12 protein-coding genes are annotated in these 16,782 nt (G+C 61.0%); 3 read left to right on the plus strand and 9 right to left on the minus strand.

Going from position 1 to position 16,782, the window contains the following annotated elements; genetic code table 11:
* Positions 1-94: 94 nt before the first annotated feature.
* Complete coding sequence (locus tag ACZ5B4_RS01150; protein ID WP_464912603.1) at positions 95-1,462, minus strand: hypothetical protein; 1,368 nt, start codon at positions 1,460-1,462, stop codon at positions 95-97.
* Between the two features lie 461 nt (positions 1,463-1,923).
* Here ACZ5B4_RS01150 and ACZ5B4_RS01155 point away from each other — a divergent pair, with 461 nt between their 5' ends.
* Both ACZ5B4_RS01155 and ACZ5B4_RS01160 read left to right on the plus strand, forming a co-directional pair.
* A complete protein-coding gene (locus ACZ5B4_RS01155) occupies positions 1,924-3,195 on the plus strand; it encodes a glucose-1-phosphate adenylyltransferase (RefSeq protein WP_464912604.1) in 1,272 nt (423 codons plus the stop codon).
* A gap of 32 nt (positions 3,196-3,227) precedes the next feature.
* Positions 3,228-4,637, plus strand: coding sequence for a sulfatase-like hydrolase/transferase (locus tag ACZ5B4_RS01160; protein ID WP_464912605.1), 1,410 nt, complete (start codon positions 3,228-3,230; stop codon positions 4,635-4,637).
* 69 nt (positions 4,638-4,706) lie between these two features.
* Here the strand turns inward: ACZ5B4_RS01160 and ACZ5B4_RS01165 are convergent, their stop codons facing one another.
* From ACZ5B4_RS01165 to ACZ5B4_RS01190, 6 genes are all read right to left on the minus strand, one after another.
* Complete coding sequence (locus ACZ5B4_RS01165; protein ID WP_464912606.1) at positions 4,707-5,825, minus strand: ABC transporter ATP-binding protein; 1,119 nt, start codon at positions 5,823-5,825, stop codon at positions 4,707-4,709.
* A complete protein-coding gene (locus ACZ5B4_RS01170) occupies positions 5,815-6,849 on the minus strand; it encodes an ABC transporter ATP-binding protein (RefSeq protein WP_464912607.1) in 1,035 nt (344 codons plus the stop codon). Before ACZ5B4_RS01170 ends, ACZ5B4_RS01165 begins: the two co-directional genes overlap by 11 nt.
* 27 nt (positions 6,850-6,876) lie before the next feature.
* Positions 6,877-8,145 carry an ABC transporter permease gene (locus ACZ5B4_RS01175; protein ID WP_464912608.1) on the minus strand — a complete coding sequence of 423 codons (1,269 nt, stop codon included), beginning with the start codon at positions 8,143-8,145 and terminating at the stop codon, positions 6,877-6,879.
* The gene (locus ACZ5B4_RS01180) at positions 8,142-9,959 is read right to left on the minus strand and encodes an ABC transporter permease (RefSeq protein ID WP_464912609.1); all 1,818 of its coding nucleotides are present in this window, start codon (positions 9,957-9,959) and stop codon (positions 8,142-8,144) included. The genes ACZ5B4_RS01175 and ACZ5B4_RS01180 overlap by 4 nt, the downstream gene beginning before the upstream one ends.
* 96 nt (positions 9,960-10,055) lie before the next feature.
* A complete protein-coding gene (locus tag ACZ5B4_RS01185; protein WP_464912610.1) occupies positions 10,056-11,756 on the minus strand; it encodes an ABC transporter substrate-binding protein in 1,701 nt (566 codons plus the stop codon).
* A gap of 481 nt (positions 11,757-12,237) precedes the next feature.
* Positions 12,238-13,281: an NAD-dependent epimerase/dehydratase family protein gene (locus tag ACZ5B4_RS01190; RefSeq protein WP_464912611.1), complete on the minus strand. Its 1,044-nt coding sequence runs from the start codon at positions 13,279-13,281 to the stop codon at positions 12,238-12,240.
* A 161-nt stretch (positions 13,282-13,442) separates the two neighbouring features.
* Between ACZ5B4_RS01190 and ACZ5B4_RS01195 the strand changes: the two genes are divergently transcribed.
* On the plus strand, positions 13,443-14,492 hold the full coding sequence (locus ACZ5B4_RS01195; RefSeq protein WP_464912612.1) for a glycosyltransferase family 9 protein: 1,050 nt from the start codon (positions 13,443-13,445) through the stop codon (positions 14,490-14,492).
* A 33-nt stretch (positions 14,493-14,525) separates the two neighbouring features.
* On the opposite strand, the gene ACZ5B4_RS01200 is transcribed toward ACZ5B4_RS01195, so the two are convergent.
* Both ACZ5B4_RS01200 and ACZ5B4_RS01205 read right to left on the minus strand, forming a co-directional pair.
* Positions 14,526-14,996, minus strand: a complete 471-nt coding sequence (locus tag ACZ5B4_RS01200; protein ID WP_464912613.1) for a TraR/DksA C4-type zinc finger protein — start codon at positions 14,994-14,996, stop codon at positions 14,526-14,528.
* A gap of 22 nt (positions 14,997-15,018) precedes the next feature.
* Positions 15,019-16,656, minus strand: a complete 1,638-nt coding sequence (locus tag ACZ5B4_RS01205; protein WP_464912614.1) for a GH39 family glycosyl hydrolase — start codon at positions 16,654-16,656, stop codon at positions 15,019-15,021.
* Between the last annotated feature and the right edge of the window lie 126 nt (positions 16,657-16,782).

Genomic DNA, 16,782 nt, shown 5'->3' on the forward strand with positions numbered 1-16,782 from the left:
AAACGAATGCGGCCCGGATTCCTGCGATTCCGGGCCGCTGTCATTATTGGGGTGGGAAATATCGGCCGTCGGTTTGCCGTCGCAGCTCAAGCCGTCAGAATCCGTACTTCGCTACGAACTCCAGCCGGAAACTATCACCGGGCAGCTTACCCGCCCAATTCGTCTTCCATTGGCCGGCTTCCACGCCTACGAGGAACTTCTTGGTCAAGTCGTAACTAAGGTTGGCAAAATAGAACTGGTTATACGTTCGGCCGGAGGTGATGTCGCCGTTGAAGGGATCGTCGATGGAATAACCCACGTGACTGTGCAGCCGGTCGGTCCAGTCGTACCAAACGTCCACCCAGCCGCCGGTGGACCGAATGGTGGCTCGCGTCACGGTGTTCACGCCCTGAAGGGCACCGCCCAGGTACGCGCCCAGATTCTCACCGGTGAAGAATTCTCCCTGAACACCGAATCGCTTGGTAATGGGATAGCGGAAATCGACGTTGAAGGACCAGGTTCGCAATTCCACGTCATCCGCGGCAGGCGGCGTGAGGAAGTCCCAAACCTGTTCCCCGATATGTCCGGAAATGCCGAACTCCAAAGGCCGCCCGTCCTTGCCGCGATCGCCCAGGGTGAAAGCCAGACGCCCCTCCACGACCGGCCAATCGGCATGATCTCCGATGAAGTTCGAGCCGAACTCGGAAACGATGTCGGCGTTGATGGATGCCTGCGTTGTGACCAAGAGAAAATCCGACACGTGGAAGTACCTCTCCGCACGGAACTGCGCCCTGCGGTACCCGATGTTCCCCGCCCCCCAACCCACCGAGTACATCAACGTCCCCGGCAGAAGCGGCGATACGACATCCCATGTTTGGCCCGCCAGGAGCCGGAAATACTCGTCTTTGACCTCCACGTAAGCGTGCCGCAGAAGGACGGTCCCCTTGTTCTCCTGCGTAAAATTGCCCTGGAAGTCGATCTCCACCTTGCCGCCGCTCTGGGCACATCCGAGTGCCGGAATTCGCGGTCCCGTGAAATCCAGACCGAGCCGCGTAGACTTGGCGTCGACGTGCCAAGCAGCCTCGCCTTGATCGCTCGCGGAAAAGACGTAGAGCGAGTAGTCGCCGAGGTTGGAGTGGGAAGACTCATAGCTCGTCGATCCCCATAGGATGCCGTACGGCACGATCTGATAATCACCTTTGGTCCAGGCCAGTTTCTTCATTTCGGCCCGCAACTCATCCATCGTGTAATACTCGGCTTCCGATTCCGTCGGGGCGTTAACGGCGTAGGAAGCCGTCTCGTGGGTGACGGGCGGTAAGGGCCGAAGGGACTCCGACCGCAGTCGAACCAATTCGTCACGCAACGCTTGCGTCTCGGCCTCCAGCCGTTGAAGCCGCTGCTCGGCGGACTCTTGGCCGGACACGGGCGGCGGGAGAATCACTGAGGCAGCCGTTACCACGAAAAACAACCAACGCCATTTCATCGGATCCGTCCTTTCCTTCCCGGAAGAATATTCCGCCACGGTTTTGCGGGGAGTACCGTGGAGCGTCACAAGACAAGAGCGGCATAATCCGTGCCGCCCTTATCTCTGTCATCGTCTGTGAGTTACTGATATTTGATGCAAGTCGCCCGCCGCCCGCCGCGATATCCGCCCGGACGCCGGGATTGCGCGCGAAATGACAAGGTTAACGATTATGAGGGGACGTTGCCGGCGATCTCGCTTCCCTCCCGACGCTCCGCTATCGGATCACCTTTCCGCCGGCCCGATCGCCGGACTCTCGGGACCCGAACCGGCCTTTTCGCGGCGCCGTTTGCCTCGGCAAGCAAGACCGCTTGACGGTAGTTGAACTCGGTGGGCATTGTGATACCATGCAACCATCGGGAGATCGGTAGGGCAAGGCATCTCGGAGCGACGGACAGGCAACTCCTCGGGGAAGACATGTCATGAAGCAGACCTTGGCACTCATCTTGGGCGGCGGCCGCGGGACGCGACTCTATCCACTGACCAAATTCCGCTCCAAGCCGGCCGTGCCCATCGGCGGCAAATACCGCCTCATCGACGTACCGATTTCCAATTGCATCAATAGCGGCATCGAGCGAATCTACGTCCTCACCCAGTTCAACTCCGCGAGTTTGCACCGGCACATCCGCGCCAGCTACAATTTCGACGCCTTTCACGGCGGATTCGTCGAGGTTTTGGCCGCCCAGCAAACGCTGACGCATTCGGATTGGTACCAGGGCACCGCGGACGCCGTTCGGCACAATCTGACCTACGTCCGCCGTAAGGATGTGGGCCATGTCCTGATTTTGTCGGGCGACCAGCTCTACCGCATGGACTACGGCCGACTGATGGCCTTGCACCAAGAGCGGAATGCCGACGTTACGATTGCCGTCATCCCCGTCCATCGCAAGGCGGCGCCCGGCCTCGGAATCGTCCATTTGAAGGAAGACGGCGAAGTCGTGGCCTTTCACGAAAAACCCAAAACCGAAGAGGAGCTCGACGCCGTTCGCACCGAACCGGCCTGGATCGAAAAACTGGGTATTCCCGCCAAAGGCCGCGAATACGTGGCCAACATGGGCATCTACCTCTTCAACCGCGATGTCCTGGCCGACATTCTGGAACGCACGGACTACCGCGACTTCGGCAAGGAGGTCTTTCCGTCCGTGATCGATTCTTACCGCGTGCAGGCTTACATCTTCGACGGCTATTGGGAGGACATCGGGACGATCGGGGCTTTCTTCGATGCGAACCTGGCATTGACCCGACCTGACGCCGAATTCTCGCTGGAAACGCCGAACGCACCCCTTTACACGCGCGCCAGGTTCTTGCCGCCGTCTCGCATCGCCGCCGCCAACATCAAGAACAGCCTGGTTGCGGACGGCTGCGTGATCGGAGAAGGCTGTGTGATCGAAAACAGCATCGTGGGGCTGCGAAGCATCATCCGCCCTGACTGCGTGATCCGAAACGCGATCATCATGGGCAACGACTTTTACGATCGCGACGGCGCGATGCAAGACCCGCCCATGATGATCGGCGAAGCGTGCCACATCGAAAACGCCATCATCGACAAGAACTGCCGCATCGGGAAAAAGGTGCGCGTGGTCAACGCCTCGGGAGTGCAGGAATCTCCCGAGACTCAATTCGGCATGATTCGCGACGGCGTCATCGTCGTGCCGAAAGAGACGGTCCTGCCCGACGGTTGGTCGATGGCATGACGACGCCGGGCCCATTCAGAGAAGTGCTTGCCATGTTGTTACATCCATTGCGGGCCGTGATTGCAGCGGCTATCGCGGCCGCCTTTTTTGCGACGCTGCCGGGCTTCTCGCCGGGTACGCCGCATTGTTCGGCCGGGGAACCGCAAAAACCCAAAAACGTCCTGTTCCTCTTCAGTGACGATCAGCGATTCGACACGATCCACGCGTTGGGGAACGAAGAAATTCGAACTCCCGTCCTGGATCGGCTGACCGAGGAGGGCTTCACGTTCACGCACGCCTTCATCGTGGGTTCCACGCATCCCGCCGTTTGCATGCCCAGTCGAGCCATGCTCATGAGCGGACGCGGCCTGTGGCGGAGCCCCGTGAATTTGGAAAATGTGCGGACCTGGCCCGAGGTCTTCCGCGCTCACGGATATTACACGTTCGGCGTCGGGAAATGGCACAACGGAGCCCCATCCTATGCCCGCAGCTTCGAAGGCGGCGGTGCGGTCTTTTTCGGCGGCATGCACGACCACTTCGCCATCCCGATTTTCGATTTTCACGCCGACGGCAAGTACCCCGCAAAAGACCGCAAGATCGGCGAAAAGTTCTCTTCGGAACTGTTCGCGGACGAGGCGATTCGATTCCTGAAGACATACCAGGACGATCGCCCGTTCTTCGCCTATATCGCATTCACGGCGCCGCACGACCCGCGGACGCCCCCCGGCGAATTCGCCCGGATGTACGGACCGGAGACCGTCGCGCTGCCGCCGAATTTCATGCCGGAACATCCGTTCGATAACGGCGAGCTGAAGATCCGCGACGAGTTGCTCGCCTCTTTTCCCCGCGACCCGCAAGACATTCGACGGCAAATCGCCGAGTATTACGGCATGATCTCGCACTTGGACGCGCAGGTCGGAAGAATCCTGCAAGCCCTGGAGGAAAGCGGTCTGGGTTCCCAAACGCTGGTCATCTTCGCTTCGGACAACGGCTTGGCGGTCGGGCGTCACGGCCTGATGGGCAAGCAGAACCTGTACGAGCACAGCATCCGCGTGCCCCTGATCCTGAGAGGTCCCGGCGTGGAAGCCGGAAGGCGGAGCGACGCCTTGGTCTATCTTTTTGATCTGTTCCCAACCGTGGCGGAATGGCTCGATGTCCCCCTGCCCGACGGCGTCGAGGGCAAGTCGCTCTTGCCCGTCTTACGGGGAGAGGTCGCCGAGGTCCGCGACGCCGTGTACGCGGCCTACCGCGATTGGCAGCGGACGGTGCGAGAAAAACGGTTCAAACTCATCCGCTACCACGTGGGCGAAGATCGCCGTACGCAGCTCTTCGATCTGGAGCAAGATCCCTGGGAACTGCACAATTTGGCGGACCGGGCGGAGTACCAGGCGGAGAGAAAGCGACTCGAACGACGTCTGGAAGCGTTGCAAGCGGAATGGGGAGATCCCGCGACCGACTTTTGATCGCCGAACGTCTTGAGGTCGTTGCCGGCCGCTTCCGACGTCGCCTTTGGGGCGGGCGCTGCGTCGTATTCACCCGGCCGAGGCAGTGCCGGTCGGAAGACCGTCCGGCTCCTCATCCGTGAGGATTCGGCCCTCCTTGCCGCGCTCCATTTCCACGACATGGCACTTGACGAGGTGCCCGTCCAGGTCCAGCGTCCGCGGGACTTCTCGCTTGCAAATGTCCCGCACCAGCGGGCAGCGAGGGTGAAAGCGGCAGCCGCTCGGCGGATTGTCCGGGCTGGGGACGTCGCCCTCGAGCACGATCCGGCGACGTTTCGCGGTGGGGTCCATCTGGGGAACCGCCGACAGCAACGCCTGGGTGTAAGGGTGAAGCGGCTCCGCATAGAGGCGGCGGCTGTCCGCCGTTTCCACGATTTGCCCCAAATACATCACGGCGACGCGGTCCGACAAATACTCGACCACGGATAAATCGTGCGAAATGAACAGATAGGTCAAGTCGAAGTCCGCCTTCAACTTCATCAGCAAATTGATGATTTCGGCTTGCAGCGAGACGTCGAGGGCGGACAAAGGCTCGTCCAGTACCAAGAATTTCGGACGCAAGGCCACCGCCCGGGCCACGCAAATCCGCTGCCGCTGTCCTCCCGAAAACTCATGCGGATAGCGGTCGTAAATGTCGGGGGGTAGACGCAGCCGCCTGAACAAGTCCGTAACGATGCCGCGACGCGTTTCGGGATCCGTCCAATCTTCGTCGGGAACGTCTTCACGGGAACGCGAGGTCGCATCGTGTCGGCGGTCCGCTTCCTTCTTTCGTGCGGCGTGAATGAGTAAACCTTCCTCCACTGCGGCGCCGACCGTCATGCGCGGATTGAGGGAACTGAAAGGGTCTTGAAAGACGATTTGCATCCCGCGTCGCAGATCGCGAAGGGCCTTGCCTGGAAGATGGGTGATATCCCGCCCCAAGAACTCGATCGTGCCGGAGGTCGGTTCGATCAGTCGAAGGATGGTTCTGCCGACCGTGGTCTTGCCGCAGCCCGATTCCCCGACCAACCCCAAGACTTCTCCCTTGCGGACATCGAACGAAACACCGTCCACCGCCCGCGCCACCTTTCTCTCCCTGGAGAACAGGCCGCCCGGGCCGGGAAAGTATTTCCGCAGTCGACGCACTCGCAGCAACACGTCATCGCTCATAGTCAAGCTCACCCGCGAAATGGCAACGCACCTCGTGCCCGGGTTCGAGGATTCTCAGCTCCGGCTCCTCCTCTCGGCAACGGTCCTGCACGAACTTGCAGCGGAGGCAGAACTTGCAACCTTGCGGCAGGTCGGCGGCATTGGGAACGTCGCCGGGAATCGTCACTAATTCCTTCCCCTTCGTCATTCCCAAGACCGGCCGAGCGCGGAACAGGCCCCACGTGTATGGGTGCAGGGGATTGGCGAAGAGCCGCAGCACCGATGCCTGCTCCACGATCCGCGAGGCGTACATGACCAAGACCTCGTCCGCCATCTCCGCGATGATCCCCAAATCGTGCGTGATCATGAGGACCGCCATGTCCTTCTCGGCCTGCAATTGTTTGAGCAGTTCCAAGATTTGCGCCTGAATCGTCACATCGAGGGCCGTCGTAGGTTCGTCCGCGATCAATAGCCGCGGCTCGCACGACAAGGCCATGGCGATCATCACACGTTGCCGCATTCCGCCCGAGAGTTGATGCGGGTACCAATGCCGGCGGGCTTGAGGGTCGGGAACGCCCACCTTCTGCAACAGGTCGACGACCAACTCCCTCGCCTTGCGCGATCCCAAATCCGGCTGGTGCAACTGGATGGCTTCCAGGATCTGAGACCCGATCGTGAACACGGGATTGAGCGACGTCATCGGCTCTTGGAAGATCATGGCGATTTGGGAACCGCGAATCTTCCTGATTTCCGGCTCCGGCAAGCGGGCCAAATCCTTGACCGTATCGCCGTCGCGAAACATGATTGAGCCTTGCACGATCCGACCGGGGGGAGCCACCAACCGCATGATCGACAACCCGGTTACGGACTTGCCGCAACCCGACTCGCCCACGATTCCCACCGTCCTCGCCTTGGGAACGTCGAAGGAGACGCCGTCCACCGCCTTGACCACGCCCTTCTCGGTGAAGAAATACGTGCGCAAATCTTGAATGCTCAAGAGCGTCGAGGGCTGCTTGGTCGTATCGTGATCGACGAGCGTGGACACGTAGCTGATCCTCAGACCGTTGTCGTTCTAAACTCGCAACCGCGGATCCATGGCATCCCGCAGCCCGCTTCCCACCAAGTTGAAGACCGTGACGGTGAAAAAAATCGCCAAGGACGGGAAGACGACCAACCACCAATAGTGATAATTCTCGCTGCCGCTTCGCAGAATCAAGCCCCAACTGGGAGCGGGGAGTCGGACCCCGAAGCCGAGCAAGCTCAATCCCGCTTCCGTGATGATGGCCCCGGCGATGCCGAACGGAGCCGCCACGAGCGCCGGTGACACGGCGTTGGGCAGAATGTGCCGAAAGATGATCCGCATGTGGGATGCGCCCATCGCGCGAGCCGCCTGCACGTAGTCGATGGCGCGTTGCTTGAGCACCTCTCCTCGGATCAGCCGAGCCACCGTGGGCCATCCGGTCAGTCCGATCACCACCATGATGATATAGATGCTTTGCCCCAGCAGTCCGACCAGCGTCAAAATCAGAAAGAAGCTGGGAAACAGGATTATGACTTCAATGACGCGCGAGATGAGGATATCGACGGCTCCGCCGAAATACCCTGCGATCGCCCCCAGAATGACTCCGATCGTGATATATAGTCCCACGGCCACGAAGCCCACCGTCAGAGAAATCCGCAGGCCGTAGATCATGCGGACCAGCACGTCGCGGCCGACGTCATCCGTTCCCAGAAGGCGGGGAAAGCCGTCATTGCTCTTGCGCCAGTTGAGGACTTCTCGACCCGCCGAGTCGATTACGAATCGCGGCTTGCGGTACATCGGGGGCTTGACGGACGATTCGATATCCTGCTCCGTCGGGCCGAACGGGATCGGCGGATAGATCGCCGTGACGCCCTCGCCCTTTCGGAACTGTTCCTCGGGAAACGTCCTCGCGCGGTAGCGATTGTCCGGCCGGACGCCGGGAATCAGCAAGACGCCGCTCACGACTCCGATCAAGCCCACGTAGAGCGCCGCAATCCTTCCCGTCCTCGCCCATCGCCCCACCTCTTGCCGTCGCCAAATGCGATTGGCCGGTGTCGCGATGACGAGCCACGGAAAGAAGGCGACCAAGGCCGTGTTGAACCAGAAGTCGACCGTCTCCTCGGGATTCAAAAGAGCCCGAAACCAGGGCCAGAGCGTTTCGCCTCGGTCGTTGTAATAAAAGGGCACGTTCGAGGCGATGACCGGCGCAAAGATCGCCAATAGAAAGAGCGGGGCCAGTAAGTGCAGCGCAATGTAAGCCGCCCGGTTCTTCCGGAATTGCGACCACAGGATGTCGAGATAACCGTCTCGCTGACTCATCGCTGCCGATCCTGCGACGCAAAGCTGATTCGCGGGTCCACCACCGTATACAGAATATCCGTCAATAAAATACTGACCAAAACCACGATGGCATCGATATAAATTAAGGCCATCAAGGTCGGATAGTCCTTTTGCTCGATCGACTCCCAGCTTAGTCGCCCCATGCCGTGAATCCCGAAAATGTACTCCACCAGCACCGAACCGCCCAAAAGAGCCGGCAGGAACGATGAGAAGAGCGTCAGAATCGGAATCAGGGCGTTCCGCAACGCATGCTTCAGGATGACCTTGGATTCCGACAGCCCCTTGGCTCGGGCCGTCCGTATATAATCTTGCGATATGACGTCGAGCATGGCCGTCCGCGAGTACATTGCCAATCCGGCGAGGCTGAATAGAGATAAGCACACTACGGGAAGAAAGGCGTGCCAAAGGTAGTCCGCGAGATACCGCCCCCAGCTATAACGATCGGCATCCGGTGAGTGCAGCCCCAGCATGGGAAACCACTTCAAGTAGTCGCCGTAGCAGAAGAAAAGCAGAAGCAACATGCCGGCAACAAACGGGGGGATGGAATATAGGAGGAACAGCTTCAAGGTGATCCAGCGGTCGATCCAGGTATTCCGGTACACGGCGGCCGCGATCCCGGCCGGGATGGCGATGAGGTAGATCACCAACTCCGCCATCAGCATCAGTGGCGCGGAGACCAAAACGGCATTCCAGATCTTGACGGCGACCGGTTCCCGAGTCTTCGTAGCGGACCGGCCGAATTGGAACGTCGCCAACCGCCACAGCATGTGGGCGTACTGAGTATCCGTCCACAGATACACGCAGCGCTTCCAAAGCGGCGGCTCGTACTGTTGCCGGTTCAGCTCATAATGAACCAGCCAATTATCGGCCGCCTCGTGAATCCATTCATCGGGGGCCCGATTCGGCACGTCCAATCGCAACGGATCGCGGACCAAGCGGCGCAGAGCCAGCGCGGCGAGGAACCGCTCTTGCAGCGTAGACTCGGAAAGAAGCTTTTCGATGTAGAATCGCGTATCGGCCGGATCGAGATAATCCAGCTCCTCGAACAATTCGCGGCGGGGGAGGGAGAGCATTTCTCGAAAGCGCTCGTCGAGTTCAGCCCGCCGCTCGTCGGACAGAGGACGCGTCAGCGGTTCCGCGCGGCGCCACCACTGCCGCCAGGCGCCAACGACGCGCGGCGTCTCCGCATCCGCAGGCGTGTGAGAGTAAGTATAGGTAAAGGGCTGCACGACCATCGCATTCAAGGCATGAATCACGCCGATCTTCTCGGTTGAATCGATATCGCGCCGGCGAAGGAGATCGATCAGCGGCGGTACCCCGTGCATCCCGAGATCCTCGCAATACACGCGGGCATACGCGGCGACGGCCTTCGCCAGGCGAGGATGTTCGGCGGAATCGGCGAGGCGTTGTCGAAACCGAGGGATTCCGAGTGAATGCAGGAAACGCAGCGTGGCTCGATGATCGGGGTTATCCGGGGCCGCGGTGAGCGCCCCCAACAGTTCCGCGATCTCGGCCTCGTTAGAGACGAGAAGACGTGCGGCTTGGCGTACGGCGTCGGAATAGTCGCAAAAATAACGCAGGTTGATAATCAGGGGCCGATCCAATTTGAGGTCCCGTTTCTGAATGAGATAGGCTTCCCGAGTCTGGGTGCCTTGCCCGGCCAGCCCGCTCGCGCCCAATTGCATGAGCAACGGGTCCCCCGGCGCCAACTGCATGATGCAGAAAGACACGACCGTCACGCCGAAAAGCGTCGGCAGGATCAGAATCAGGCGACGAGCGATATAACTCAGCACGGGATCGATCGGTTCCTAGAGGGTTCAGCCGCATTGACAGCCCCCCGGCGGCCAATGTTCCATCGGAGCGACGGGAAAGCCCGCCGGCGTCTGCCGTCAGGGCATCTCTCGACCCGTCAGGCGGGGGCGGTCCGAATACCATTCGCGACCGTCATAGCAGGGACGAATCTTATAGAAATTGACATTGCGTATGCGGGTATCGTACCCGCCGGTGGCGCGGTCCGAAAATAGAAACGTGTAGGGCTGATCCTCATAGATCAGTCGATGGATTCGGCGATATAGTTCGTGCTGTTCGCTTTCATCCATGGTCACCCGCAGTTTCTCGATCGCAGCATCCACCTCCGGGTTCCGATAAGCGACGTGATTCGAGCTATCCGGCAGGTCGGCTTGGCTGCTATGCCAAACTTGGTAGGGGTCTTGCCTCCAAGAGAGGGCCCAGCCGAGCATGGCGGCATCGTAATCGCGCTTGCGGAGCTTTTGCAGCATCAAGTTCCACTTCGTGGGCGCGATGACCACGTCGATGCCGATCTTGCGACATTCCTCCTTCACGATCTCGGCGACCTGGCGGTAACTTGCCGAATCCGCGTAGATCATCAGCTCGAATCGCGCCGGAATCCGCTGATTATCGACGACCTTGTCGCGAATCCCGTCGTTGTCGGAATCCTGCCAGCCGGCCTGTTCGAGAAGAGCCTTGGCCTTTTCCAAATCGTAGGGAATGGGTTCCAATGTGGAATCGTAGCTGCTGCTGCCGGGCAAGAAGGGGCCGGTGGTGCGCTCCGCCAATCCCCGGAACACGCGCTCGATGATGGCATCGACCGGGGTCGCATGGGCCAACGCCCAGCGGAATTCGCGATCTCGGAAGACCGGGCGGTCCAGATTGTAACCGATGTAACGATAGCCGGGATAACTATAATCCACCAGCTTGACCTTGCCGGACTTGACGTTCGGGTGCGTTTGAGCCTGGAGGAACTGGTCTTTATCCGGCATGCCGGCGAAATCCAACTCGTTTTGCAGCAATTTCTGCGTCATGGTATTCGTATTGGAAATGCATTGGTAGAGCACGTCGCTGAAGTAATACGGCGATCCCCAATAGTCGGCGAATCGCGTCAGGGAAAGTCTCTGCTGGGCTCGCCATTCCACAAAGACCATCGGCCCGCTGCCGCACATCAGTTTGTTGGCCCAATGATTGTTGAACCCGTCGGCGAATTCCTTGGAGGAGAAATCATAGGAAATGGGATCGCCGCGTTCATCCACCGAGTACACGTGCCTGGGAATAATGGGAAAACCGAAAAGCGTGAAATCGCGGGCCAAAAAGTACGGCTTCTTCCATCGCACGACGAACGTGTATTTGTCCTTCATGCGATATTCGATCTTATACGGATCGTCCGGATTCTCCGGCTGCGAGTCTTCGAAATAGCTGCGGATGTGCGCGGCCTCGATGTTGGGGTTCAAAACGCAATCGAAGCTGAAGGCGACGTCGCGCGCCGTGACCTCGGCATCCGGCAGGGGTTTGCCGTTGGGGAGCTTCATGGGGTGCCACTTAACGCCTTTGCGAATGTGGATCGTGTATTCCAGGGTCTCGGGATCGAAGTCCCAGGACTCGGCCAAGACCGGCTCCAAGACATCGGGATCGGCAAACTTCGGCTCGGCGAGGGTCTCGTAAACGCGAGATTGGAAGGCCTCCGAAACGGTATCGCTGGAGGTGATGGGGTTCAGGGTATCGGGGTCCTCGGGATAGGCCAGCAGCAGCAAGTCCGCTGCGGCCGGTTCGCGATCCGATCGCGTCAGTTTTTTCACAGCCGGGCGTGCGGATTCACGAACTTCCGAGGCGGTTCCCGCAGTCTCGTCGTCAAGGGAATCGCCGGCGGGTCTCGGGCATCCCGCGAACATTGCCGGCAACGCGGCGAGGCAAGCCAAGCACACAAGCCGTTGCACGAAACGGGTGCCGCGCGACATCGGGCGTACCGATTCCCCGATGCAGGCCGAGGTTGTGAAATAGCAACGGATCGAAGGACGCAGCATGGCTGGCTCACTCGCGAAACGGGCGGCGCGGACCGCGTGCTAAGGACGGACGATATCTCGAAGCGCCGGGCCTATCGTATATCGTTCCCATGAAAACGCTGCGAGTCGCCCCGCGCAGGTGCTCCCCACCGCGTGGGCGGACCTCTTGTTCGGCATGGTAAAAGAATTATGCAAGGCGGTCAATAACACTTCGGGTTTGCACAGGCTGGGCAAAGTGGGATGGGTCGTGCGCAATGCGGCTTTGAGCCGAGGTCCGTCATGCCGCGCGTCTGGGGGGGCTCAGCCAACCTTGAGCAACATACCAATCGGCGGTTTGCCGGATCCGTTCCGCGAGGGTGGCGGCGACCTGGAAACCGAGTTGCCGCTGGGCTTTCTCCGACGAGCAAACCCAAGAACCGGCCAGGGCCTCCCGGGCTTTGTCGAGCGAGAAGGCTTTGGGGGTTCGGCTCAGTCGGCCGATCAAGGTGTTTACGCCGGCGACGAGCCAAACGACGGGCGGAGCAACGGGGAGCACCAAGACGCGTCTCCCGACGGCCGCACCCATCATTTTGCCGAATTGACCGTAAGTCGGGTTTTCCGGTCCGGCCGCAAAATAGTAACCGGTACCCGGCGCCGCACCGCCGGCTCGGGGGTCGGGCAAGCGCTCGCCCCGCTCGGCGGCCGACATCATCAGCGAAACGAGATCTTGCGCGTGAATGAACGAGAAGTACTTCCGTCGGTAGCCGGGCACCAAATGAAGTCCCCATCGTCGGATCGGCCGGAACATCAAGAAACAATCTCGGTCCCACTCACCGAACACGATCGCCGGCCGCACGATGGTGATGGGTACGTCGCCGGCCCGGTCCTCGGCGGCCAATTCTCCCGCACGCTTGCTGTGCCCGTAGAAAGAGACCGGACGAGGCGGGTCCTTTTCGGTGCGGAGGATCAGGCGACCGGCAGGCGTCGGCCCGGCCGCGGCGAGGCTGGATACCAAAACGACCACCGGCGGGTCGGAGACCCGGCGGCAGGCCTCCAGCAGTTCCACCACGCCGGTCTCATTGGTGCGATAGAGGTCGCGGCGTCGCAGGGCCTTGGTGGTCCCGGCCAAGTGATAAACCACTTGCACGTCGCGCAGGGGTTCCATTAGGCTTTCTCGATGCGACAGATCGCCCTCGACGAATCGCACCCCGAAGGGACGGATCTGCTCGACACGGGAAGTCTTCCGGATCAGGCACGTCGTATTGTGGCCGCCTTCGGTCAAGGCCTTGACCAGATGATAGCCGATGAAACCCGTGGCGCCTGTGACCAAAACTTTGGACATTTCCGCACACTTGCCCGGCGTGGTGGGGACAGGAAAAAAGCGTCGGCGGAGCAGGCCGGCGCTTAGGTTGAGGCGGCGCTCTCCGGCGCTCCGAATATCGCATAGCTTTGAAGAAGCCCGGTTTTTCGTCAAGAGGATTCTACGTCAAAGGATGGGGTAACGTGAACGCTTGCGAACGGATTTCGCTTTCGCCTCGCCCGCGAATCTTGATCGTGCGTCTCAGCGCGATCGGCGACGCGGTTCTAACGCTTCCCGTCTTGTGCGCGCTGAGGCGTCGTTTTCCGGACGCCTTTTTGGCTTGGGCGGCCGAGTCGCACGCTGCGGCCGTCCTTCGTGGACACGAATTTCTGGACGAATTGATCGAACTTCCGCGGGGGTGGCCCAAATCGGTTCATTACTTGCGGGAGTTTCGTCGCCGCCTGAAAAACCTGCGATTCGACGCGGTCGTGGACCCCCAAAGCCTCACCAAGAGCGCTCTGCTCGCGTGGCTCTCGGGGGCCGAGCACAGGATCGGTCTGGCCCGTCCTTGGGGCCGTGAATTGGCGCCGCTACTGAACAACCGTCTCATCCGAACGACCGGTCCGCACGTCGTTCAGCACATGCTTCAGTTGGTCCGGCCGTTGGGTGGGGACGCCGACCTCGTCGAGTTTCGCCTGCCGAGCACGCCGGTTGCAACGGCGGCTTGCGACGAGGTATTGCGTGCGTGCGGTGTGAACGGCCGGTTCGTGGCGATCAATCCGGGGGCCGGCAGCTCGTCCCGCCGGTGGCCGACGGAACGGTACGCCGAGGTGGCCTGCCGCGTGTGGCGCACCTTGGGCGTGCCTTCGGTGATTGTGTGGGGAACCGATTCCGAACGGACCGCGGCGAATCAGATCGCGGAATCCGGCGGAGAGGGATGTCGGGTCGCGCCGCCGACCTCGCTGACTACGCTCATCGCCGTGCTCCGGCGAGCGGCGTGCGTGGTTTCCGGGGATACCGGGCCGCTTCACATGGCCGCCGCCGTGAACACCCCCTGCGTCGGCATTTACGGTCCCACTTGGCCGGAATTCTCCGGACCGTTCGGCCCAGGGCATATTGTGGTGCGAGGCGGTTGGCGAGCGCCGCATCCCTTGAAGTGGCGTTCCGCCCCGCCGGACGTGATGCTGCAAGTCCCGGCCGAGGACGTGTTCCAGGCCTGCCTTGCCGTGCTGAATCGCCCCTGCGACGTGTGAACGGGGATTGCCGCGCCCGAGCAATCCTCCCGGTCAAACCCCGCGGCAGGGCGGATTCTTGGTGCAAACCCAAACGTAGCGCGTGACGCCGCTGATGTCGCGCGGCGTTAATTTCATCGGGTTACCGCAGCGGGGGCAAAACCTCTCCGGCTCGGCGGAACGTCCCGCTTCCCACGCGGCTTGGCAGTCCGCGCATCTCTCGGCATCGGCAAGAACGGCCAAGCGGGCGGGTGGAATCACGCGGCCGCAATCGCGGCATCTCCGCGACTCGGACCAATCGTCGGCCGACTCCAGACCCGTGATCCGCCAATGCTTCTCACCGCAGGAACAGGGTAGCTGCGAAAGAAGGGCGGGAATCAGCTCATCCAATAGGCTTTCATCGGAATCCCAAGCCACCGCCCGCAGCTTGCGCGCGGCGACAAGCCGAACCTGGGCTTCGTGGCGCGAGATCGTCTCGCGCTTGCCGCAGGAGCCGCAGGACAGCTTGTAGTATCGCACCGGCATGGGACTTCCTTTCGTGCAGGTCTCACGAGTTCAGAACCGTCGAGTCCGCCACGATCAGGGGATAGTCCGCCAGGGGAACCTCTTCGATCTGCCAACCGCCTGCAAAGCGACGTGCATGCAGGAGGTGGTGCGCGCCGCCGGAGAGCGGGTCGATCAAGACCGGCCGCCGCAGGGGCGCGCCCGGAGAATCCTGAATTCGGAGATCAACGATTTGCGGCACGGCATCCGTCGTGGTCGAAGAAGCCGTCCAGAAGACCCAGAGCGGTACTCCGCGGCGCAGAAATCCCGCCGGGCCGATCAGTTCTCCATCCACTTCGGGAACGCTCGGCAAGACCTCGGGGTGGGAAGCGTCCTGCTCGGCCAAAAGGCAGACCGCCGATGACGTGTCTACAACGGCAGCCTGGTCGGCTTCGGTACTCCGCTGGGTGGCGGCGTCGAAAAGGGCGCACACACGCTGATAGGCCGAATAGGCCGGCTTGGGCGAATAGTCCTTTCCTCGTAGCAAACCCTTGAAATTGCCGCGATCCGTCGGGCCGGAGCCCCAGTTGTAACGCAGCAGATCGACCAAGTGGAAGTACGAAGTCAGCTCCACTCCCAGCACCAAGTCGTAAAGGATACGGCGCAACAGCCACTTCGCCTGCCGCACTTCATTCCAGTCTTGATCGGCCAGAGCGCCGGCGCTGCCTTTTTGGGAGGGGCAACCGTTCTCGCCCTGCCACAGCCCGGGGACGGGGCGATTCCCGGCGTACTCGCGGAGGAGCCGCCGCCACGTCTCCAGCGTCTGTGCATAGCCTTTTTCCGGTATGGGACGGTAGGGGTGGTAAGACACCTTGTCCACATGATCCAAGAGCCCGTGCTGAAGGGCCGACGTGAGGTAATCCGTCGGCATGCCCGCCAAAGCGCCGCCGATCAAAACGGCATCCGGGATTTCACGGCGAATCGCAGAGGCGGTTTGCGCGACGAAACGAACGTAGATTTCGGCCGAGGGAGGATTCGGTTTCCAAAAGTTGGCGATGTTCGGCTCGTTCCAAAGCTCCCAGTGGCGCACGCGCCCGCGAAAATGTCGGGCGCAAGCGCTCACGAATTTGAGCCAAGCCGTCATCGCATCCTCGCGAAAAATCGGAATCCAGCCCACGGCGGAATCGTCAGGGGCCTCCGGTGTGTACAGGCGGTTTCCGTAGCCCAGGTTGAACCAGGGTTGAACGCCCCGGTCCGACACCGCGTCCACAACTTCGTCAAGCCAAGCGAAATCATAGACGCCGGGCCGGGTTTCGGTCCTAGCCCAGCCGGTCTGGAGGCGGGCCCATTTCACTCCCAATTCCGCCAGGGCTTCATAGGTCCGATCCGGCTCGAACATCCGCCGATCCAAGGTCTCCATTCCAACGGACAAGGGCGAGGCTGCGATATCTCGGGCGGGACGCGGCCGAACGACCCCGAATCGCGGTCCCACGTTTGTGCTCAGCCAATCTTGTGCCGCGGCGGAGCCGTCGAGCATGACGCGGGTATGCGTGCATGTCCGGGGATGGGGAGCTCGGACGACCGGAGTTGAGGTCTCGGCCGAGCTCCGCCGAATGATGCCGACGCCGACCCCCATGCCGGCCAGACCGGTCAGAATCGAACGGCGCGAGATTTTGACGAATCGCTCTTGCGGTGACGCCATGATACGAATTCCTACCAATGCCGGAGATTGGAATAAGAGCACATTTTGGACGCATGCCACGCAGATTAATTCACACTCGACCCAGGGGCAAGCGATCACCTTGGTTGACACGGCGACCGAGTTTGC

Source organism: Thermogutta hypogea (assembly GCF_055386265.1).

Coding starts and splice junctions, on each gene's coding strand:
- ACZ5B4_RS01150 (WP_464912603.1), bottom strand. CDS start 1,462: ATGAAATGGCGTTGGTTGTTTTTCGTGGTAACGGCTGCCTCAGTGATT.
- ACZ5B4_RS01155 (WP_464912604.1), top strand. CDS start 1,924: ATGAAGCAGACCTTGGCACTCATCTTGGGCGGCGGCCGCGGGACGCGA.
- ACZ5B4_RS01160 (WP_464912605.1), top strand. CDS start 3,228: ATGTTGTTACATCCATTGCGGGCCGTGATTGCAGCGGCTATCGCGGCC.
- ACZ5B4_RS01165 (WP_464912606.1), bottom strand. CDS start 5,825: ATGAGCGATGACGTGTTGCTGCGAGTGCGTCGACTGCGGAAATACTTT.
- ACZ5B4_RS01175 (WP_464912608.1), bottom strand. CDS start 8,145: ATGAGTCAGCGAGACGGTTATCTCGACATCCTGTGGTCGCAATTCCGG.
- ACZ5B4_RS01190 (WP_464912611.1), bottom strand. CDS start 13,281: ATGTCCAAAGTTTTGGTCACAGGCGCCACGGGTTTCATCGGCTATCAT.
- ACZ5B4_RS01200 (WP_464912613.1), bottom strand. CDS start 14,996: ATGCCGGTGCGATACTACAAGCTGTCCTGCGGCTCCTGCGGCAAGCGC.
- ACZ5B4_RS01205 (WP_464912614.1), bottom strand. CDS start 16,656: ATGGCGTCACCGCAAGAGCGATTCGTCAAAATCTCGCGCCGTTCGATT.